The organism is Lacrimispora sanguinis (genome assembly GCF_044987295.1).
Classification (GTDB): Bacteria; Bacillota; Clostridia; order Lachnospirales; family Lachnospiraceae; genus Lacrimispora; species Lacrimispora celerecrescens_B.
The window spans coordinates 759435-779731 of the sequence record NZ_CP173277.1 but is presented as its reverse complement, the minus strand read 5'-3'; the positions used below and the strand labels follow the sequence as shown (position 1 = coordinate 779731).

Here is a 20297-nt window from a genome sequence, read left to right as displayed (position 1 = left end):
TAGTATATTCAAAAGGATAATTTATATAATTGGAGGAGATACCATGAATAAGGTTTCAGTTAAGTTACTGTCTTTAGTTGATGCAGACAGTCTTTTTGAATTTGAAGTAGAAAACCATTCCTATTTTGATACTATTGGTTTGTCTCGAAGTGACGCTTATTATAATCGTGCTTCGTTTCAAGAGATAATAGAAAATTTAGTAGCTGAACAAGAAAAAGATATTCACTATATGTATCTGGTAATGAATGCGCAGGGTGAGGTTGTTGGTAGAGTTAACCTTACTGATGTTATAAAAGAACCCTTAAATAAAGCCGAGTTAGGATACAGAATTGGTGAAAAACATCTAGGAAAAGGATTTGCAACCGCAGCTGTAAAGATAATTATTAAGCAAGCTAGCTTGGTGCATAAGCTACATAGAATTGAAGCTGGAACCTCTCCTCAAAATATAGGCTCTCAAATTGTTCTAATTAAAAATGGTTTTCAATTTGTAGGAAAGTATAGTCAGTATATTTTGAAAGATGATGGTTGGGTTGATAGTCTGCTTTTTGAAAAAGTCTTAGACTTAACCGATGAAATTAAATGAGAATTAATAACCGAACAGTCTGGTAGGTAAACCAAAGTTTAATTTAATAAGGGGTGAAAATATATGATTTCCACCCCTGGAGTACACAATACAATCATGATCGGTAAGTGCAACAGAACATTTTATCAGGAACTAGGACGAAGAAGTATTAATAAGGTATTCTTTCTCTGAAAGAAGTGAAAAGAGTTTCCCCTACGTTTGATAATCTGTTCATAACAATAATATATGCGTTTACATAAAAAACATGAACAAGCTATACATAACCTTCTGTCTGACTGGAAGAACCAGGGAAATACGTTATAAATGGATTACATTATCTTTCGCTGGGTATGCTAAGTGAAAATATTTATAGAGGCATATTCAGTGGTCCTAAGAAAGGAAGATGGATGATAATAAAAATGATAAAAACAGCTACCACATTGGTTAGAGTATCTACACTTTATGTTGTTGCTATGGCAGTATTCATGACACTAGGATTTACCATATCAAGACCAGTATTTGACTCTAAAAGTGATGTATGCGGTAGCGATGATTGGTTATAAGTGCGAAGTCTTAAGGTAGTATTCCAAGTAATCCGCCGGATCTGGTTGATAATTAATCAAATTCGGCAGATTTACATAGGAGATTAAATTTTGGGGGGAGAAAAGCCCAAGTAACGAAAAGGTAGGTTACTCAGGCTTATACACGAGATGGGTCATAATTATAATCCCCATAAATAAAAGGAATATTCGGAATTAATTGTTTCTTTCAAGCGGTGCAGATGATGTTTTGTTAAATCTCTGGTACACTAGAGTAGGATATTACAAACAAGGTACCAGTATTATGATTATCTTAGCTGCCTATGAGGGAGAAGCAGCAACACAGCTTTCGCCGGAATTAGCTCAGGGACAGTGGTTATTAGACAGTGGGGAATGGAAATATCTGCGGAATGATAATACATGTGCTATATCTTGCTGGGTAAAGAATCCGGCAGATGGTGTTTGCCAATAATAGATGAGCCTGTGAGCCAATGCTTGCAGGTTCTTTTCGTTGTATGACGATCTTTTAATAACCACCTGCTATGCTGATGTGACCACAGCAGCTTTAGCTCCAAGAAAAACCTCCAGTGATATAATAGGTGAAATTTTACCTTTTAAATAAGAAAAAACCTCGTAAAAACGAGGTGTCTGTAAAGCTCCCGGGGGGACTCGAACCCCCGACCCACGCATTACGAATGCGTTGCGCTACCAACTGCGCTACGGAAGCAATCCGGTTGTAAAATTATAAGGTCTGAACCTTTGATAGTATAACAGCTAAATGGCAAAAAATCAACCCCTACTTGAAAAAAAACTTAAATTGCGTAAGGATTGCCAAACTCCCCATATAAAGTTATAATTAGTAAAAGATTCCAGGAGAGAGCGCTTATTTTTAAGTAGTTTTTTTACACATAATTGCGGAATGAGTCAGCCGGAAAGCCGGTTCGTTTTTTATAATAGAATATATAAGACCATTGATGAGACTATTATTAATAAAGGAGAAACCCTGTCACTAAGGAGGTGCAGGATGCAGGTGATTGCGATGGAAAAATGGGGTGAAATTCGAAAGCATGTTTATGTCAGTGGACGGGTCCAGGGAGTGGGATTCCGCTTCCGAACCCAGCAGCTGGCCCGGGGCCTTAACCTTACCGGCTGGGTGAGAAACTTAGATGACGGGCGGGTGGAAATGGAACTGCAGGGGCGGGAAGAAGAAATAGACCGCCTGTTTGACCATTTAAAACAGGATCGATACATTATGATTGACAGCTTCCAGACGGCAGAGATCCCTCCAGTGAAAGAAAGCGGTTTCCGGGTAAGGTATTAAATGAGAAAGATTGACAGCGGCTGCATACCCATGTTATACTACCAACACAACAAAATCGCTCATGAGGGAGTAGTTTGCGCGGACTGCCGCGTGTCAAGTCAACATACTGACCATGATGGTCTGGCTTGTCTTAAAAAACGAGACTCATGTATAGCCCAGGCTATACATAGGTCTTTTGCTTTATATTGGCTCAAGTATAACCTGACAGGGTTGTACGGGAGTCTTTTTTTGTTGAATAAACGATTTGGTACGGAGGAAGTAAAATGAATTTAATCGAACTATTTATTCTCGCAGTGGGGCTATCTATGGATGCCTTTGCCGTTGCAATCTGCGTCGGGCTGACAATGAAGAAAGCTACTGTAAAAAAGGCAATGATTGTCGGTCTGTACTTTGGTATATTTCAAGCGGTTATGCCGCTTATCGGGTATTTTGCCGCTACATGGTTTGCGGACAAGATTATCTCCTATGACCATTGGATCGCATTTGCATTGCTTTGCTTTCTAGGCGGCAGAATGATTTTTGAAAGTTTCAAAGGAGGGGGATGTCCTGACAGAGTCTGTCCGGTTGAAACGTGCAAAGACAGAAACTGCCCCGGCGGAAAGCGGCCTGACAACAAGGAAGCCACTTTAAAGCCCGACGAGATGCTGCCCCTTGCCCTTGCAACGAGTATAGACGCTCTGGCTGTGGGAGTGTCCTTTGCCTTCCTTCAGGTCAACATCGTTCCGGCGGTTTCTTTTATCGGGATTACAACATTTGTCTTATCCATGATCGGTGTTAAAATAGGAAATGTATTCGGCACAAGGTTCAAATCGAAAGCGGAGCTGGCTGGAGGTATTATATTAGTTTTGATTGGTTTGAAAATATTGCTTGGGCATTTAGGGATTATTCCTTTGTAAAATGTAGCGGGGATATATATGGAGAATGTTTTGAAGGAATAAAAATGAATATTACCATGAGTGAATTTCGAGAAAAGTCAGAATAGCATATCTGGAATCGGGATTCAAGTAATTTTGGAAGCCTTCTATTTTAAAGAGTATGGTTATAGGTCCCGATAAACTGTGGCACGTCAAACAACCTAAGACTTATGGCAGCTATCGTCAAATGGAGTTCCCAGAGTTTGTTATTGAAAAAATAAAAGGAAGCAGGAATATGAAGCGCAAGATTTATTCGCGGTTACCGGTACAGCAACGGCCAGTACAGAGCATTGTGCCGGTTCAAGGGAATCCGGTGTTTTTCACAGTAAGAAATATTTTAGACCTGCAGGTACCGGAAGAAAGATTCGTGAAAAGTGAAATTGCTGATATTGACAAGAAACTGAGAGGATTAAAAAAAGGCTATGTAACTGTTATGTCTGGCTTAATTCCAGTGTCATATCTGAAATGGTTTTGGATGCGTTAGAAACCGGAAATAATGCTGCGGTATTCTCCGGGGAATTGGCACTGAAGAATTTTATGAGGTGGATGGATCTTTGATGCATTCAAGACCGTATCGCAAATAGAATACATATTCATGAAACACAAGGCAAAGTCTGTCATGAAAAATTATAATGAAGACTTGCTTGTTATGCAAATACTTCTGGACTTGTATTTTTCATAGCGAAAAAGATGGCTGTGATAGGTTTGAACGGTAGCAAAATTAGTATTTATTTCTTTTTTAGGATCTTTAGATCACCCGCAATTCCAAACAACAAGCCCAATGATAAACCAAGGGCCATATTATCAAATAGCAATCCAAATAGCAAACCTAGGATAGCACCAATAGCTAATCCAGAGTGGATGGATTTAATTTTATTTTTTCCTGACATATTTTATTCCTTTCTAGTCGTTTAAATATATTTTACATCAATAATGGTAACAGGTATATAGACATTTTAATGAAATAGAGAAGTGATAGATTGAGAAAACATCAAAAAAACCACAAAGAGCATGGCGCGGCGTTGTTGACAAGGAAAAGATACCTTTACACAAGTTGAGAAATTGGTTGGAGGTAAAAATATGGAAGAAAAAACGTGCAAAACATGCGGTTACAGATGTAATTCCTTATGTGACGAATGCAAGTTTTATGATGGTGTAGAGTGTCATCAGCAAGCGGATGAGTGTCGAGAATGCAGTCGTGGACAGAATTGGATTCCAGAAAATTAGTTTTTATCGTTTTAGTGTACATTGGAAACTTAATATTGATAGTTAGCAAGCTTGATGATATTTTATTTATAAGAATTATTTATATTTGTTTTATGGAGGTGACAAAAATGTTTATAACTATTTATAATGATTGTAGTGAGCAAGAGTTTATAAATTCAGTTCGTATAAATGGGTTGCTTGAGCACAATATGAAAAAAACAAACGGTAAATTAAAAGTACCAAATATGGAGTTTACGAATATAGCACGCAATGAAAAGGGAGTTATTGTAGGTGGTGTATCGGGATCTACTTATCTCTCTTCCTTAGAAATAGAGGTTCTTTGGGTACAGGAGGCTTATAGGGGACAAAAAATAGCATCGCGTTTATTGGAAGTAATTGAAAATCAGGCAAAAGACGCTGGGTGCCAGATTGTTCATCTGACAACATATTCTTTTCAAGCTCCACTTTTTTATCAAAAGCAAGGATATGTTATTTGTGGAGAAGTCAACGGTTTTCCCGATGATATTAGACTATATACATTAAAGAAACAGTTATAATTTATAGCAGAGATTATGATAATAATGTTAAGCCAATAATATTAAATATGTAATGAAAACTACTAACTATCAGTTGATATGCTTCCCTTGTAGTAGACTGTCGGCTCCTTTCAGAAATGTTTATAAAAGAAGATGATTTAAAACTTAATGAGTGGCAGTTTTCGCAGAAAAAATATTTGCCATGGGAAACAAAATTACAGCTGACAAAGTCCAGAATCCAGGAATGGAATGATAACTGGGGCGGTCAAGTATATCTCAGTTAATCCGGCGGATTGGATAGCACTGTATTGCTTCATCTGAAGTGAAGAAAAAAAACAAGATTCTCCTACGGCGGGCTGCTTATACAGGTCTGACCTTATATATTCACTTTTTCTGCCGATATCAAAAATAGAATAGAAAAGTAAGAAGAAAAGGGGATATCTTATGTATATTGGAAAATTGAACGGACAGATGCCTTTCCTAAATATCAATGCCATCAACCGTTCCGCCGCTAATCAGACAGAGGCCTTGTTTGGAAAAAAGAAAGACGATGAGAACCGGGATGCCACCGTCATTTCTCCTGTTGGCAAAAACCAGAGTATGCTTGAGTTGCTGATGAAGCAGAAGGAATTCTTACAGGAACAGAAAAAGTCCCTTATGGACTCATCTCAAGAAAATGGAACTGATGTAAAAGCACAGATGGAAGAATACGAAAAGCGACTGAAGGAAATCGACAATCAGATTTCTCAACTTCAGGCAAGGCAGGCAGAAGAAACGGATGAGGATGATTCCGATGGCAGGATCTATGATAAGCCAAAGACAAAGGAAGAAGCCCAGGTAGACCAGCTAAACGGCATCACTGCACTTTCTACCAACCAAGAGCAGGCGGAAACAATCCACCAGGAGAAAAAACATTTGGATGGAAACATCCGGGTCCTGGATGTAGAAATGGCCAGAGGCATAGGCAATATAGAAGCCAAATCTAAAAAGGCGGCAGAGCTTAAGGGCCGGTCACTGAAGCTCGACGACAACATAAGTCAGAATTTGGAGAATGTTCAGAAATCCATTGAAGAGATAAGGAACGAATCAAGCAAGGATGTGATCGATGACGACGAAGATATGAATGCTGACGAAAAAAATGAGCAAGATGGGCAATAAATAGCACAATCGAAAACACCCCCTGCAATCTATTTTTGCTAATTGCAGGAGGTGTTTTAAGTTATAACTAATGTACCGACATATTGTTATTTTAATGAATAAAAGAATCTGTAAACCAGTCCCTTCATGGGGCTTACCAATCTTTGCCGATGCACAGGTTATGAAGAAATTGAAAATGCAGTTAAATCCATATTGACTAATAGTATTAATGGGATTAAAAAAAATAAAGATAACAGAAACAACGCCTACAGACAGACATCCCCTGTACTGGTATAATCGGGAATCCACCCTGCAAGCCAGCCAGATACCTTGTCTATAAAAAAGTGAGAAATACTTCCTACAATAAGAGCAGCGATCACTGTTCCCTCCCTGATTCCCAGCACGCTGCCTGTCACAAGTACAGACACAATCACAGCACTGATAACAATACTCAAGTCAAATCCGGTCTTAACCCTGCCGAACCTCCAGCCTGTAAGCCCTGCTATCACCCTTACCAGACCTTCTCCAGGCAGGATAAGCACATTGGGAATCACTTCAAGTGATATTCCAAAGCCTAAGAATACACAGCCCGAGAGCATCATCAGAGCCTCACCCAGATAATTTCCCACCTGCCAGAAGGAGAGCAGATACATCCATACGTCAATGCACAGGGAAAACAGAAGTGCGGCAGGAAGCTGCAAAAGCTGGATCTTCTTAAAGTTTTTTCCCAAAAGAACTGCCTGAAGCAGAAACATAGCAAAATTAACCAACATTGTAAATACGCCCAGGCTCTTAGGAAAGATAAAGGTCAACACAAAAGCAAGGCTTGTAATCGGTGATGTACCAAGCCCTGCTTTCGTTATAAGGCTGATTCCCAATGCACTGAATATAACTCCTGCAATAAACAGTCCATAACGTTTAAACATGTCTGAATTTTTCACAAGCAAACTCCCCTTATTTTTTTTTGTGTTATCTAAATATTTTTTATTCAATAATCTTATCACTAAGGATTCACACCTACAATGGACATTGTTACTTAAATTCCATATGAAATATCGGCATTGTGCACAATTAATTTTAGTATACCTAAAAATTTTTTAGTTTTTTATATCCTGTTTTATCACATTATTACAGGATGGAGGCCAAATCAGCCTCCCCCGGACATCATACGGGCAAGATAATTCCCAAAGGTCTCATGTTCTTCCGGGCTGAGGCAGTCAAATATGCCCAGGCGTAAATTGCTATTTAAAAGGGTAATGTAAAAGGCGGGCTTTTTGGCCCGCCTATTTGGCGAGTGAATTATATCATTTCTGGCTGTGTTATAAAATCTCATTTCTAATTAACAATCCCTAGAAAAACAAGGATTTCGTGTGATATTTCGTGTGATACTTGGGCGTAAATAAGTGCTTTTTAGAGCACAATATCGCTTTTTAGTGCAATCCGATAATAACAAAAACCCCAGTATCTACAAGGATTTCTTGTAATTACTAGGGTTTTTTAAAAAAGCAGATAACGGGAATCGGACCCGCCTCCTCAGCTTGGGAAGCTGATGTTCTTTAGAATGGGGTTTGTTATGGTTTATCTTGTTTTATTTACAAGGAAATTCTCCGATATCTATTTATCCTTAATTGCCTTTATTTATATAAAGTGGTGTCAAAGTGGTGTCAGAATCGAATAGCGAAAAATGAAGAGTCCTTATCCAATATTGGAGAGTACCGCCTAGAAGTTAAGGCGTAAGTATGTGGTTTCTGGATGACTTTCAATTATTCAGTTTGGTGATATACTGAATGTAATACTATTTGAGGAGGTAATAAGATGCCAAAAGTTAAACTTACGGATTTTGAACAGAAAAAATTGATTGCTCGAGTGACCATCAAAAAGCGGATGGAGCTTAGACGGGTTGGAAACGGGGAGATATCCAAAAGGCTTAACACACCGGAACGCACAATAAGATATCGGTGGCAGCATCCGGATACTTTGCGACTTGCTAATTTGTGGGCATTGGTGTCTGCTTTGGGATTGAGTGATCAGGAGATATTACAAATCGTCAGGGGAAAAGAGTAGGTATGAAAACCCAATTTAGAAAGCATAAATCAACTATATTTACCTGAAGCTCCATGCCATTATTTATGTGTGTATTCTGGAAAGCTGGGTGTTTTCTTTTGGATGATTTAATTGTAAAATATATCCATACAGTAAAATAAATGAGGTGGGGAAATGAGTATAAAAGGAATTAAAGAAGATTTGTACATAGGGAAGAAAGAAATTAATATTATTACTTTTTGGGGAAACAAAGAAACGGTAGAATATGCTGATATGAAGCGAATAGATTACAAATATGCAGAAACGCTCAATTCAGGATATATTGATTTTATTGCTAATGAAGAAAAGAGAAGGTTTAAATTTAATGTAAAGTCTAATGATAAAATAGGGCTAGCAGTGGATTACATAGCGAATGCGTGTCCAGAATTGTTAATTGTTTGTGTGACAAAAAAGGATTTGACAAAAGAACATAGTGTAATGTTATTCATAATAAATGGACATAAAGAAATGGGATTATCCTCCCAGCGTGTGGTCATAAAACAGCGTGCAGACGGTGGAACATATTTTAATGATGATAACCAGATTTATTATGCAATGACTGGCTACGAATGGGAAGGTCCAGAATATGACAAAACCATAAGTTCCTCCGGGCAGACGGTAAGCAATAGCGAGACAAAGAAAAAGGGGAAAGCTCTTAGAATCGGTGCAGGGGCTATTGTTGGGAGTGTGTTTGGGCCTGCAGGGACGCTTGTTGGTGGAGCGATGGGAGCCGGAAGTAAGGGGAAATCAAGAACGAAGGGAGCAACCAGCACCAGTTCCACAACGATTGAAAAGCATGTTGAAAATGATACAATAGCTTTCATCACTCTTGAAAATCCAGAGACGCATGAAGCTTATAAGTTGTCTGTGAAATGCAATACTGATATAGACGCAAAACTGAAATGCTTTAAATTACAGGCACGTGAAGCAGCTGCCGGAGCGGTAAAGACACTAGAAGAGATTAAGGCATTAAAAGATTTGTTCGATATGGGAATGATTTCAGAAAGTGAATTTGATGAAAGGAAACAAAGGACATTAAAAGGTATGTGAGAAGTTCAATGTAAAAAACAGTCTCCCGGAATACCGTATAATCCATCAAGAAGTCATATCAAGGCGTAGGAATAGGATAGTCCAGTTTTGGATTCTCTCATTCCTACGCCTTTCTAATGTCTTTTTGCATTATACATAATAAACTTGGTTAAACTGAAAAAATTCAATGCAGGGAATCGGTTATTATGATTCAGTTTTATTTTCATAGTCAGAAATTTGTCTTTGTTTGCTAAGTTTGTACATATTGTTAATTCTTTCATCAACTGAAATTATAAATTCTTTTGTATCTTCATGTTTTATATCTTCTCGTAATTCTGTTAACAGTTCGTTCATTTCAAGAAGCAAAGCTTTGGTTATAATAGAAAAGTTAAAAATGTGTGAAGAACCTGCATCATCCAGTATTGTGAAAGTATTTTCTAGTGGAGTTAGATTTTCCTTATTAATTACGCTAATAATGTTGCCATTTTTTCCTACTGGCTGATAGGGGTTAAAATCAATATATTTATCAAAAAGAATATGGTTTAAATTTCGTAGGAAATCTATCCCTTTTCCGTAGTAAAAAAATGTGTTTATTCGCCCCTGTGTGTTAATTGTACATGAGCCTTTATAGTCCTTTCCTTTAACAGAATCCCAATAATCTTTATCAGGTTCTTCTCCATCTATTATATTGATTAGCATGGTTTGTGAAAAAAGGTAATCTATCCCTCGCAGCCATGTATATTGGTTGCCCGTAACAGAATCTAATTGATTCAATTTTATGATATTTTCAACTGTTTTATCGGAAAGACCTGTTTTTTGACAAATATTTTGTATATTTATATCCGTTGTAGAATTATCAGAAAGACCCAATAGATAATCAGATGTTACTTTATAGTAAGTAGCAAGTTTGCTTAATACTTCTATATCGGGCTTTCTTTCTCCACTTTCATAATATCCTAGAGAAACTCTAGAAATCTTTAAATAATCAGCAACTTCTTGTTGGCTTTTATTTCCGCGTAATTCCCTTAAACGTTTTGGAAAAATATCTGTGACATTGTTCATGGCGAACCTCCTGAATATTCATCATTGTTACATTTGGCAAAGTAATGTAACGAATGTATTGACGTAACAATAATTAATGTATATAATTAAATTGTAACACACAGCAACAAATCATGCAATGCCAATTTAAACAATGATAAACAGGAGGGAGTTAACACAATGAGACCAAAAACCATGAATACAGTATCAGGAGAATGTCGTTTGATGGATACGGAAGAGTTACGAGCCTACACAAATCTGGGTCGCAACAATGCTATGAAGTTAGGGGAAGAAATTGGAGCGAAAGTGAAAGTAGGAAAGCGCGTACTTTGGGATCACGTGAAGCTGGATCAGTACCTTAATGAATTAACGGGAGTATAACTATGCAGGAAAGTAAGCGCATGGGGCTAATAAAAAAAGATCAGAACCACACACCACCAGTGCAGGGAACGGCGGCAACCGAACCTGACAAAACCTTACCATTTGTGGTAATGGAGGCTTTACATACTGGAAAAGAACATGCCATTAGTGCGCAAGCGTTATGTGATTTCCTGGGATTCAACAGCGTCCGGGAGCTGCAGCATGAGATTGCCAGAGAAAGAAATGCCGGAGCGGTAATATTATCCACCTGCCAAGACGGCGGCGGATACTTTCTTCCAGAGAATGACCGGGAAGTCCGGCAGTTCATAAAGACTTTGGAGAGCCGGGCTAAGAATACCTTTTTGGCGCTGCGTTCAGCCAGGGGATTCTTACGGCAGCAGGGTTCCGATGACAAATAAAAGGACGAATATGCCAGGTTGAGAGAGGGCCTTTGATGAATGGAAAGAAAGGAGTATATGGAATAGTGTATCAAAATGTAATGCGGAGCTCGGAGTTAAGTCCAGAAAGTAAAGCAATATATGGCTATCTGGCCAGTTTTGCCGGTTGCGAAAATACTTGCTTCCCATCCAGGAAAATGATGTTGAAAGAATTACAGATGAGCGAAACAAGATTTTCAAAGCACATGAATCCTTTAATAACACTTGGAGTTGTTTCAGTAACGAGAGAGCGAAACGGTAATGTGTATGGGAAAAATATATACACTATAAACCATGAAATTCAAATCATAGAAAAACAAGTTTCCCGACACTCGGGAAATGAGAGTGCCGAGAATGAGAGTGCCGAAAACCTTAGTACTAACAGTAACAGTATTAACATTAACAATATTAACAATAACAATAAAGAATATAAAGATATAGTCGAGAAGGATCTCGACAAGCCCCCATACAAGGAAATCATTGATTATCTTAATGCCAAAACAGATAAGGGATATCGGTGGCAGGGAAAGGCTACACAAGGCCATATCAATGCTCGTTTTGCGGAAGGGTACACCTTGGAGGATTTTAAGAAGGTCATAGGAAACAAGGCTGCCGAGTGGAAGGGCGGAAAGATGGAGCAGTACCTAAGGCCGGAAACATTATTCGGAACTAAGTTTGAAGGATATCTTAACCAGCAGCAAGGAGAGGAGGAGAACGCAGATGGAATTAACGGTGGGGAGTCAACAGCAGATTACTATCGCAGGAAATACGGTGCAAGCATTGGTTAAGTCGGTAGATGCTGTACCAGGTGGGGCATTTGTAATTTACAATATACCGAATTATGGCGAGACACAGCCGTTTTGGTCACCTGATGGAACTGTACAGGGCATAGAAACGAGAAGAAGTCAAAGCATGATACCTCCAGAGTATGTATATAAAAGAGCCAAAGATTTCCAGTGGGATATATATGGCGAGAATGTGAATCTTCAACGGCAGATCGTGAATGCTTTTATCGTCAATTTCAAGGCTTTTGAAAAGCAAGGCCGCGGGTTATACATATACTCCGAGACTAAGGGGTCCGGTAAAACAATGTTGGCATGCTGCCTGTGCAATGAGGTCATAGAAAGATACGGCATTCCTGTGAAATTTATATCGGTGCCTGATTTTGTAGAACTGATTAAGGACAAAAGCGACATGAGCAAGGAAAAAACTGAATCTTTGTATCAGGCCCGACTTTTGGTCTTAGATGACATAGGCGCACAGACCGGAAAACAGGAATGGATTGACAATGCTCTTTTCCGTTTGATTGATTATCGCAAGAGGGAATTTCTTCCGACCATATTTACAAGTAATTGCGATTCCGAGCAACTGAAAATGGACGATAGGTCTGTGGACCGGATTGTTTCGATTTCTACAGAAGTAAAAATGCCGGAGCGCAGTATTCGTAGGGAAAAGGCAGCAGAAGCGAATAGAAAATTTATTCAAGGACTTCTTGATGCGGAAAAGGCTTAAACAGAAAGAAAATGAATGGAGGGAGAAGAAAATATGGAGTCAGCAAGAGAAAGGGCTTTAACAGCAATCAAAGCAAGGAAGGATTTAAGCCCGCCGATGATTAGTGTGTATAACCTTCTAAGAATAGGCAAGGTGGAAACGTGGGCCAGTCTGTGCTGTGATCGCATAGCGGATGCAAATCTTATTGACATGGAGGACGTGCATATCGATTTTATCAATATGCCAGGACTTTGCCTTACTGCCGACGGAATTATGGTGTGTCGGGATATTCTGGAATCGTACATTGGCAAAGAAACTCTTCGTGATGCGTTCAGGTGGATGTGTTCTGAGGAATCCATAAATGCCAATATTAATACTGCCGTTCAAGTCTTGCGGGATATGAGTAATCCTGGCTTAAAAAAACTGTGCAGAGAAGCAGAGTCATTACAGTTACCAGAAAGCATCAGTGCCCTGGAATTGATCCGAGAAGAAATGCGCCAGCGATCACCCTTTATGGGAGTGGCTCGTAAAATCAAGAAAGAATATAGATTATTACCTGTCAGGAGGATTCTTTTAAAAGCAAAAAGAAATAAATAATATGTAGTAAAAGACGTGGTTATTATGGTTTATAACGCAGTAACTACAGGAAAGGAAAGAGGATGTACTGTGTCATTCAGGAAATTGAAACCAGGAGGATGCAAAAGAATGGGCATCCAAAGCGGATAGAAACTTGCTTTACTAAAAGTATTGTGATACCCAGTTACTACAGTTATCGCTACAGTACGGAGCGGTTTGAAAGAACGATCAAGAAAGCTTATCGAATTAGCGTTCATGAAAGCTTTCGGGAGTCTGGAAGAGTCAAGAAAAAGCAGTTTGTAATATGTACTGTGAATTATTATGATTTAGCTGATGATATCTTTACTCTTTATGATTGGGGAGATAAGAAGATGTGCATTGCAGCAGATGCCTTGCACTGTTCTGTGGAATCTTTATATAACCTGATTGAAAAGAAGCTAAATCCTCTTATAGAATGTATTCAATCTGAATTTGCTCAAACGGAAGAGTTTAAGGTTCATAAAGAACATGAGCGTATAACGACTCTATACGCTGTCAGTAAGGCCGAGTTTAATGAAAGGTATGGAACTGTAGGCTCTAATGCTTATGACCAGTGCTATGACGTTTTTGGAGTGTTACAGAACCCTCAAAGGCTTAAGGAGATAGAGGAGGAATACTTAGATAAAATAAACTACGAACAAAAGAGCCGGGAGCAAAGCCGTAGGTATTATGAAGATTCTTACAGTAACTACAATAGAAATAGTTCCGGTAGCTTTGGTTCTGTAGGCGGTCAACGAAATGAGGAGAGTAAAGCCACTCTTAAGCAGTTTTATCGGACGCTTTCCAAAGTATATCACCCAGACAGTAACCCAGGGAAAGATACATCAGAGGAAATGAAGATTCTTAATCTGCTTAAAACGGAGTGGGGGCTGTAGTGGCTTGCCGCGGTATCAAAATCAAAGGCACAGGTCTTGGAAATAAAAGAAGAAAGGAACTTATGAACATGATAGCAGTTGGTATTTTATTATTTGTGATTATATGTGAGTTAGCAGCAATTTACGGAAAGATGGAGGAAAAGAAGCATGAATAAAAATAACGTGCAAAATCAAAGAGATTTGATTTCAGGGTGCTTGGGCGGGGTGATGGAAGCATTAAGAGGCTTTGAACCTGTTATTAAACAGGCAGAGGAAGGACTTCCCATTGTTCTTAATGCAGCATCACATTCTATGCAAAGGGAAGCTGAACGCATGAGAAAATATAAACAGAAGTACGATAAAGAAATGAAGAAATATGAAGAAATAATGATGGAGGAAAATATCAATGAGTAATAAAATGCAAAGCATCAATTTTTCGGACGGTTATAAATCATTCTGTATTAATGATGATCCGGCCAGGGTAATTCGGTTTAACCCCACCGATATTGATATAATTAAGCGATTTAACCAGGTTATGAAAGAACTGAGAGAAGAAAAGGACGGGCTAGAAGATGTAAGCCTCAATCCAGATGGTACCATTGCAGTTGATGATGATGCCACACTGGAAAAGACTTCGGAAGTGCTGGAAAAGTTCAATCAGGTTATTCGTGAAAAGTTGAATTTCATTTTTAAATCCGATGTATACGATACTATATTTGATGGACAGTCTCCCCTTGCGATTGTGGGGAAAGACAGACAATTACTATTCGAGGCTTTCATGGACGCTGCATTTAATGTGATTAATGAAGAGGTGGAGAAAGCCACAAGGGAAAGAGTGGATAAGTATGCGTCAAAATATAGGAAAAAGAATGTACGGAGTTGATTTTATATGAATGATGAAATGCAGCGAGTGATAGCAGAAATACATAGCCGGGGGAATACGGCGGAAATCAAACAGCGTAAAGATGATGTTATTGTTCTAGAAGTAGTAAAGAAAATTGTATATAAGTGTGACAGGCAAAAAGGTGCTTGTTAATGGCTAAGTGGTGCCGATGGCTTTCAGAAATGGGAGCTGTCGGCCTTTTTATTTAAGGTGGTGGAAGATGGAACAATATGACGGTTCAGTGCTTATTGATTCTAAAATAAATACTGATGGGGCAGAAAAAGGAACGAGAAATCTAAAATCAGAATTTGAAAAAATAGTGTCCAGTGCTCAAAAGGCAGGTGACAGTATAAAAGGTATTTTTTCAAAGTCCATGAAAGAAGCGGCTCAGTCTTCACAAAATGTCAGTTCCGGCTATGACCCAAAGGCAATGGAGATGGTATTTGGTAAGTCAGCTACTCAAATTAGGAACTATGCACAGGCGGTTCAGATGTATGGGCAGCAAGCGGGAAAAGCTATGAATGAAATAAGTGTTGAAAGCCAGCAAGCCGCGGCCTCATTGAAGTCAACTGCATCTATTGGAGAAACATCAATGGTAAGCCTGAAAGATTCTATTTTATGGGGAATGAGCACAGTAAAAGACACTTTAATTTCTACAATTGTCAATATTCCAGCTATTATTCGATCGGGATTCAATAAGCTTCCGGTTATTGCATGGACTGCATTTAAAGGTATGGCAGCAGCAGGAAAGGTGGCTTTTGCCTCTCTTGGTAAGTTGGCAATGAAGGCAGCAGGGCAAATGATAAACCTAGCTAAAAGTGTGATGAAGTCAGCCGGGCAAATTGCAATATCTTTGTTGAGTCTTAGAAAGAACACACAGAAAACGGGGAAAAGCTTTAGCATACTGAAAATGCTTTTTCATACACTTGTGTTCAGTATGTTTTATCGGGCAATAAGAGGAATCACATCTGCTGTAAAAGAAGGAATGGAAAATCTGGCACGATATTCTGACGATACCAACCAGACAATCTCCAAACTGATGTCATCATTAACTATGCTAAAAAACAGCTTTGCGGTAGCATTTGCACCTGTCATAGAGTACGTGACACCGGCATTAACAAAGTTAATATCAAAAGTGGTAGAGCTGAATAACTGGATTGCACAAACGATGGCGGCTCTGGCTGGGAAGGACACTTTTGTGAAAGCTGTGGAGGTACAAGAAGATTATGCTGCCAGCCTCGATGCTACAAAAAAGGCCACAAAGGACGCAGCCAAGGAAATGAAGCGTTCATTTGCCTTTGATACGCTTATACAGTTGCAAAAAAAAGAAACTGAATACAAAGGTCCGACACCGGAGCAGATGTTTAAAACTGCGAAAATAGCGGAGAATGTACAGAAGTCTGCGGACAAAATAAGGGAATTGCTCAATAGTGCAGATTTTGCCGGCATTGGGGAACTATTAGGACAGAAAATTAATGCAGCGATAGCACGAATCAGTTCATTCATTGACTGGAATAACGTAGGCAACAGAATTACTGAAATTGTGACAAGGTTTGTAAATATGTTCAATTCTCTGGTGTCAACAATAAATTGGGATTCCTTGGGGCGAATGGTAGGTAAGGGGATAAACACGGCTGTCAATACCTTATACCTACTCCTGAATGGGATTGATTGGAGGAAGCTAGGGGCGGCTTTAGCTACGGGAGTAAATGGCCTTGTTTATGAGGTAGACTGGGAAAAATTTGGTGCCACAATTGGAAGTTTTATACAGGCAAAGATTGATTTAATGTATGGTTTTGTGACAACTGCGGACTGGCCTGCTATTGGAAAAGCACTGGCAGAGGGTGTAATGGGTCTGATAAATAGGATTGATTGGGCCAGATTTGGAGAAACACTGGGGAAAGCCTTGTCAGGAGCTATCAGTACTGTACATAATTTTATACACACAATAGACTGGTCAGGGGTAGGGGAGAAAATTTCAGATAGTATCAATAATTTCTTTGCTAATGTTGATTGGGCTGATTTCGGTAAGACCTTAAGTGACTTTGCATTAGGCCTCTTGGAAACTCTGCGCACAGCTTTAAAAGAAACCGACTGGGAAGCTATAGGCGAGGACATTGGGGAATTTCTTGTAAATGTCGACTGGTGGGGCGTTTTTACCAGTGTTGTTGATGTAGTAGCCAGGATAGCCTTGGCGGTGGTAAAAGCCGCATGGGGAATGTTAAAAGTGGTGGGAAAGGCCCTATGGGAAGGTATTACAGAAGGAATTGCAGAATTTTCAGAAGATCCCGGGGCATGGATTAAGAAACATATTGTTGACCCATTCATTAACTGGATTAAAGATTTATTTGGTATCCATTCTCCATCTACAGTTATGGCAGAAATCGGCAGATATTTAATTGATGGCTTGATTCAAGGGCTTGAAAATTCAATGGGTAATCTTGTACGGCCACTGAAAAACCTATCTGAAAAGATTAATGACGGCTTCCAAAGTGCGTTTGATAGTGCAAAGAATATAGCTACAAATGCAATAAATGCCATAATTGATGTTTTGAATAAACTTAAATTTGATGTACCTGACTGGATTCCTGAAATTGGCGGTAAATCTTTTGGATTTAATATAAAACATGTAGATATCTCCGGTAAGTATTCATATAGCGGAATTGGAAATGGTTATTCTTCCTCTGGTTATCCTACCTCTGCCTATGCTTCATATTCTTCAATTATGCCACGCTTGGCAACCGGAACCGTAGTACCTCCTAAAGCTGGGGAATTCGCCGCAATCTTAGGAGATAACAACAAGGATTATGAAGTAGTATCTCCACTAGAAACAATGAAACAGGCATTTAAGGAAGCCATTGGAGAAATGGGCGGACTTAGTGGCGGCGCCGTACAGGCTGATATGATTCTTGATGGTACAAAGTTCGGGCAGTTAGTTTACAAGTACAACAACAACGAAAAACAGCGCGTAGGCGTTAGAATGGTAACGAATGGGGGGTAAGTACCTCAGAAAACCTCAGTTTCTATTATTTATAGTATTAAAAGAGTAAAAAGTCGTAAAAATATTATTTTAAATACTATGAAAGTAGAGGAAAAAATAAATGAATGCAGAACAGGAAGTTAAAATTGTACATGATGCGGAGCAGATAGCGGAGCATGTGGTCCGTATCTTATTAAGCGCAGCTCAATACCCCCAATTTGGCATTGGTGGTGTGCCGATGGAAATAGCTGCAAACGTTTACGGGAAAGATGCTACATGGGTTCGCCAAGGGATAGAAGATGGTTGGTTGCCTATTGGTCACATGGTGTGGAGAGGAAGTAAAAGAAATTTCTATATTTCTCCTAAGAAGTTGTGGGAAGATACGGGATTTGTATGGAGGGGGGAAGGCTGAAAATCCAGCCACCTCCCAAACTGTCTAATAAGGGTGGTACGGATTATATGTGAATGGGAATGCAAACATTGAAAAAAGTTGAAGTTTAAACCTATATTGTTAAATGCAAGGAGGCAGCAGGATATGACCAACGAGGAACTTGTAATCAGAATCAAGACTGGTATAGACCCGGAGGAAAACATGCTTGTCCTGTATGAGCAGGTAAAAGCCTTTATTAGCTCTATTGCCTGGAAGTATCGGGGACGGGAAGAAATAGAGGATTTGGAGCAAGAAGGGTATCTTGCTTTGTACGATGCCATTGACGGTTATGATCCGAACACTGGATATAAATTTCTTACCTATGCGGAGAGTTGGGTTAGACAGGCCATGGGGAGATACATAGAAAAAAACTCTAGTAGTCTACGGATTTCTTATCAAAGCCAGGCAAGATTACGGAAGTATAAACGGTTCCGTGATTCCTTTGTGAAAGAATATGGTCGTGAACCTTTAGAAGCCGAAATAGCCGCTTCTATGGGCTTAAGTATAGATCAGGTAAGAGAAATCCATAAGAATGCCTGCATGGAGAATTTGGTAAGCCTGGACGCTCCTATAAAGGGATTTGAAGAGGAAGGGTTTTCAACGGGTGACGGTATTCCATCGGCTGAAGATATGGAAGAGGAAACGCTTGACCGGTTGCAGCAGGAACAGCTTTCTACGGTACTATGGGAATGTGTAGATAGTTTGCCGGGGCGACAGCCGGAAATTATCCGTAAAAGATTCCAGGATAATATGACTTTAGATGCAATCGGGGAATCTTTAGGGGTCTGGCGAGAAGCTATCCGGCAGGATCAAAGTAAGGCGTTTCGGGAATTGCGTAAGCCTCGTAATGCAAGGAGACTGCGGCCATTCCTGACAGAGGCAGAAGAAATCTACAACATGGGCTTAAAAGGAACTGGTCTAGATAGGTTTAACCATACATGGACCAGTGCAACGGAAAGAGCAGCCCTTCATTTTGAGGTATGATAGAGGATAAAATTTAAATATTTTTAGGTAACTTTCAATTATTCTGTTCGGTGATATACTGAAATCATCACAAATGAAGGAGGCAAAAGTATGCCAAAAGTAAAACTTACTGATTATGAACAAAAAAGACTAATTGCCCGTGCAACAATTAAAAATCGAATGGAGATTAAGCAAATTAGCGTGAAGGGAATAGCAAAGAGGATAAACATGCCAGCAAGTACTTTGTACAATCGTTTTGCACACCCTGAAATAATGAGGTTAGACGATTTATGGACCTTGGTATTAATCCTTGGATTGAGCGATCAGGAAATATTACAGATCATCAGGGGAAAGGAGCAAGTATAAAGCACATGCTAGTATAGGTGAATCCCTTACTTTCATTCAGACGGTTGCAATGTTTTATAGTAAGTCTATAGGGAGCTAATGGCATAAGGCCAATTTGTCCGTTTGACATTTAATATGATGTCATTAATCGGGGCGGCTTGCTACAATAGAACATAATGCTATTGAATCGGACGAGATCGGTATGTGAAAGAAAGATATTTCATCTGTATCATTTTTATCTATACCTGATAATTAATCAAAAAAGCGTATAAAAAAGGTGGAATGATTATGGGAAAAAGAAAACATGAAAAACCAGAGGTAGTCTTTATTCTAACACCCGGTTATCAGCAGCGATGGACTAAAGCTGTCATAGAAGCCTATGAAGAGAACGAACGTAGGCTTGCTGAACATAAGGACCAAGAATCAGAAGAAAATAAAAAACTCGAATAAGGAAATTTTATTCAAAACCTTTGTAAATTCAGCCAACTAACAGCCCTATAATTAGTTGCATGATGAAGATGATAAGCTGTTTTCAGCTTGGCATTGCCAGCACCTTAATGTAGGAAGTACTT

The 20297-nt window shown here is 39.2% G+C and carries 28 protein-coding genes and 1 tRNA gene; 25 read left to right on the top strand and 4 right to left on the bottom strand.

What is annotated here, in order from left to right:
* Window positions 1-43 precede the first annotated feature (43 nt).
* The 3 genes from ACHZES_RS03745 (at window position 44) to ACHZES_RS03735 (ending at window position 1573) form a co-directional block, all read left to right on the top strand.
* Complete coding sequence (locus ACHZES_RS03745; protein ID WP_395547860.1) at window positions 44-583, top strand: GNAT family N-acetyltransferase; 540 nt, start codon at window positions 44-46, stop codon at window positions 581-583.
* A 329-nt stretch (window positions 584-912) separates the two neighbouring features.
* Window positions 913-1125 (top strand): hypothetical protein, encoded by a 213-nt coding sequence (locus ACHZES_RS03740; protein ID WP_166429726.1) that lies wholly within the window; start codon window positions 913-915, stop codon window positions 1123-1125.
* 280 nt (window positions 1126-1405) lie between these two features.
* A complete protein-coding gene (locus ACHZES_RS03735; protein ID WP_395547861.1) occupies window positions 1406-1573 on the top strand; it encodes a hypothetical protein in 168 nt (55 codons plus the stop codon).
* A gap of 182 nt (window positions 1574-1755) precedes the next feature.
* Here the strand turns inward: ACHZES_RS03735 and ACHZES_RS03730 are convergent.
* Window positions 1756-1828 (bottom strand) — tRNA-Thr (locus ACHZES_RS03730).
* A gap of 297 nt (window positions 1829-2125) precedes the next feature.
* Between ACHZES_RS03730 and ACHZES_RS03725 the strand changes: the two genes are divergently transcribed.
* The 3 genes from ACHZES_RS03725 (at window position 2126) to ACHZES_RS03715 (ending at window position 3820) form a co-directional block, all read left to right on the top strand.
* The gene (locus ACHZES_RS03725) at window positions 2126-2422 is read left to right on the top strand and encodes an acylphosphatase (protein ID WP_395547862.1); all 297 of its coding nucleotides are present in this window, start codon (window positions 2126-2128) and stop codon (window positions 2420-2422) included.
* Window positions 2423-2685: 263 nt separating this feature from the next.
* Entirely contained in the window at window positions 2686-3318 is a 633-nt protein-coding gene (locus ACHZES_RS03720) for a manganese efflux pump MntP family protein (RefSeq protein ID WP_154524112.1), read from the top strand.
* A gap of 253 nt (window positions 3319-3571) precedes the next feature.
* Entirely contained in the window at window positions 3572-3820 is a 249-nt protein-coding gene (locus ACHZES_RS03715) for a hypothetical protein (protein ID WP_404820325.1), read from the top strand.
* A 244-nt stretch (window positions 3821-4064) separates the two neighbouring features.
* Here ACHZES_RS03715 and ACHZES_RS03710 read toward each other — a convergent pair whose 3' ends face one another.
* Window positions 4065-4226: a hypothetical protein gene (locus ACHZES_RS03710; RefSeq protein WP_395547865.1), complete on the bottom strand. Its 162-nt coding sequence runs from the start codon at window positions 4224-4226 to the stop codon at window positions 4065-4067.
* 444 nt (window positions 4227-4670) lie between these two features.
* On the opposite strand from ACHZES_RS03710, the gene ACHZES_RS03705 reads away from it, so the two are divergent.
* The 3 genes from ACHZES_RS03705 (at window position 4671) to ACHZES_RS03695 (ending at window position 6236) form a co-directional block, all read left to right on the top strand.
* Complete coding sequence (locus ACHZES_RS03705; RefSeq protein WP_395547866.1) at window positions 4671-5099, top strand: GNAT family N-acetyltransferase; 429 nt, start codon at window positions 4671-4673, stop codon at window positions 5097-5099.
* A 116-nt stretch (window positions 5100-5215) separates the two neighbouring features.
* Complete coding sequence (locus tag ACHZES_RS03700) at window positions 5216-5362, top strand: hypothetical protein (protein ID WP_395547867.1); 147 nt, start codon at window positions 5216-5218, stop codon at window positions 5360-5362.
* Window positions 5363-5522: 160 nt separating this feature from the next.
* Window positions 5523-6236, top strand: a complete 714-nt coding sequence (locus ACHZES_RS03695; RefSeq protein WP_154524109.1) for a hypothetical protein — start codon at window positions 5523-5525, stop codon at window positions 6234-6236.
* A gap of 245 nt (window positions 6237-6481) precedes the next feature.
* On the opposite strand, the gene ACHZES_RS03690 is transcribed toward ACHZES_RS03695, so the two are convergent.
* Window positions 6482-7156, bottom strand: a complete 675-nt coding sequence (locus tag ACHZES_RS03690) for a YitT family protein (protein WP_395547868.1) — start codon at window positions 7154-7156, stop codon at window positions 6482-6484.
* An 874-nt stretch (window positions 7157-8030) separates the two neighbouring features.
* On the opposite strand from ACHZES_RS03690, the gene ACHZES_RS03685 reads away from it, so the two are divergent.
* Both ACHZES_RS03685 and ACHZES_RS03680 read left to right on the top strand, forming a co-directional pair.
* Window positions 8031-8279 (top strand): hypothetical protein, encoded by a 249-nt coding sequence (locus ACHZES_RS03685; protein ID WP_395547869.1) that lies wholly within the window; start codon window positions 8031-8033, stop codon window positions 8277-8279.
* A gap of 153 nt (window positions 8280-8432) precedes the next feature.
* A complete protein-coding gene (locus ACHZES_RS03680; RefSeq protein ID WP_395547870.1) occupies window positions 8433-9347 on the top strand; it encodes an SHOCT domain-containing protein in 915 nt (304 codons plus the stop codon).
* Between the two features lie 183 nt (window positions 9348-9530).
* On the opposite strand, the gene ACHZES_RS03675 is transcribed toward ACHZES_RS03680, so the two are convergent.
* A complete protein-coding gene (locus ACHZES_RS03675; protein ID WP_395547871.1) occupies window positions 9531-10388 on the bottom strand; it encodes a helix-turn-helix domain-containing protein in 858 nt (285 codons plus the stop codon).
* 159 nt (window positions 10389-10547) lie between these two features.
* On the opposite strand from ACHZES_RS03675, the gene ACHZES_RS03670 reads away from it, so the two are divergent.
* The 14 genes from ACHZES_RS03670 to ACHZES_RS03605 all read left to right on the top strand — a co-directional run bounded on the left by ACHZES_RS03670 (window position 10548) and on the right by ACHZES_RS03605 (window position 20175).
* Entirely contained in the window at window positions 10548-10748 is a 201-nt protein-coding gene (locus ACHZES_RS03670; protein ID WP_395547872.1) for a hypothetical protein, read from the top strand.
* 2 nt (window positions 10749-10750) lie between these two features.
* On the top strand, window positions 10751-11146 hold the full coding sequence (locus tag ACHZES_RS03665; RefSeq protein ID WP_395547873.1) for a hypothetical protein: 396 nt from the start codon (window positions 10751-10753) through the stop codon (window positions 11144-11146).
* Between the two features lie 35 nt (window positions 11147-11181).
* Window positions 11182-11952, top strand: coding sequence for a conserved phage C-terminal domain-containing protein (locus ACHZES_RS03660; protein ID WP_395547874.1), 771 nt, complete (start codon window positions 11182-11184; stop codon window positions 11950-11952).
* On the top strand, window positions 11885-12676 hold the full coding sequence (locus ACHZES_RS03655) for an ATP-binding protein (RefSeq protein WP_395547875.1): 792 nt from the start codon (window positions 11885-11887) through the stop codon (window positions 12674-12676). The genes ACHZES_RS03660 and ACHZES_RS03655 overlap by 68 nt, the downstream gene beginning before the upstream one ends.
* Before the next feature lie 33 nt (window positions 12677-12709).
* Window positions 12710-13252 carry a hypothetical protein gene (locus ACHZES_RS03650; protein ID WP_395547876.1) on the top strand — a complete coding sequence of 181 codons (543 nt, stop codon included), beginning with the start codon at window positions 12710-12712 and terminating at the stop codon, window positions 13250-13252.
* A 98-nt stretch (window positions 13253-13350) separates the two neighbouring features.
* Entirely contained in the window at window positions 13351-14145 is a 795-nt protein-coding gene (locus ACHZES_RS03645; protein WP_395547877.1) for a hypothetical protein, read from the top strand.
* A gap of 147 nt (window positions 14146-14292) precedes the next feature.
* On the top strand, window positions 14293-14538 hold the full coding sequence (locus tag ACHZES_RS03640) for a hypothetical protein (protein WP_395547879.1): 246 nt from the start codon (window positions 14293-14295) through the stop codon (window positions 14536-14538).
* A complete protein-coding gene (locus tag ACHZES_RS03635; protein ID WP_395547880.1) occupies window positions 14531-15007 on the top strand; it encodes a hypothetical protein in 477 nt (158 codons plus the stop codon). The genes ACHZES_RS03640 and ACHZES_RS03635 overlap by 8 nt, the downstream gene beginning before the upstream one ends.
* Before the next feature lie 6 nt (window positions 15008-15013).
* On the top strand, window positions 15014-15160 hold the full coding sequence (locus ACHZES_RS03630) for a hypothetical protein (RefSeq protein ID WP_395547881.1): 147 nt from the start codon (window positions 15014-15016) through the stop codon (window positions 15158-15160).
* A 67-nt stretch (window positions 15161-15227) separates the two neighbouring features.
* Window positions 15228-18008: a hypothetical protein gene (locus tag ACHZES_RS03625; RefSeq protein ID WP_395547882.1), complete on the top strand. Its 2781-nt coding sequence runs from the start codon at window positions 15228-15230 to the stop codon at window positions 18006-18008.
* Between the two features lie 100 nt (window positions 18009-18108).
* Window positions 18109-18399 (top strand): hypothetical protein, encoded by a 291-nt coding sequence (locus ACHZES_RS03620; protein WP_395547883.1) that lies wholly within the window; start codon window positions 18109-18111, stop codon window positions 18397-18399.
* Window positions 18400-18522: 123 nt separating this feature from the next.
* Entirely contained in the window at window positions 18523-19401 is an 879-nt protein-coding gene (locus tag ACHZES_RS03615; RefSeq protein WP_395547884.1) for a sigma-70 family RNA polymerase sigma factor, read from the top strand.
* Between the two features lie 90 nt (window positions 19402-19491).
* Window positions 19492-19746: a hypothetical protein gene (locus ACHZES_RS03610; RefSeq protein ID WP_395547885.1), complete on the top strand. Its 255-nt coding sequence runs from the start codon at window positions 19492-19494 to the stop codon at window positions 19744-19746.
* Between the two features lie 267 nt (window positions 19747-20013).
* Window positions 20014-20175 (top strand): hypothetical protein, encoded by a 162-nt coding sequence (locus tag ACHZES_RS03605; RefSeq protein ID WP_395547886.1) that lies wholly within the window; start codon window positions 20014-20016, stop codon window positions 20173-20175.
* The last annotated feature ends 122 nt before the right edge of the window (window positions 20176-20297 follow it).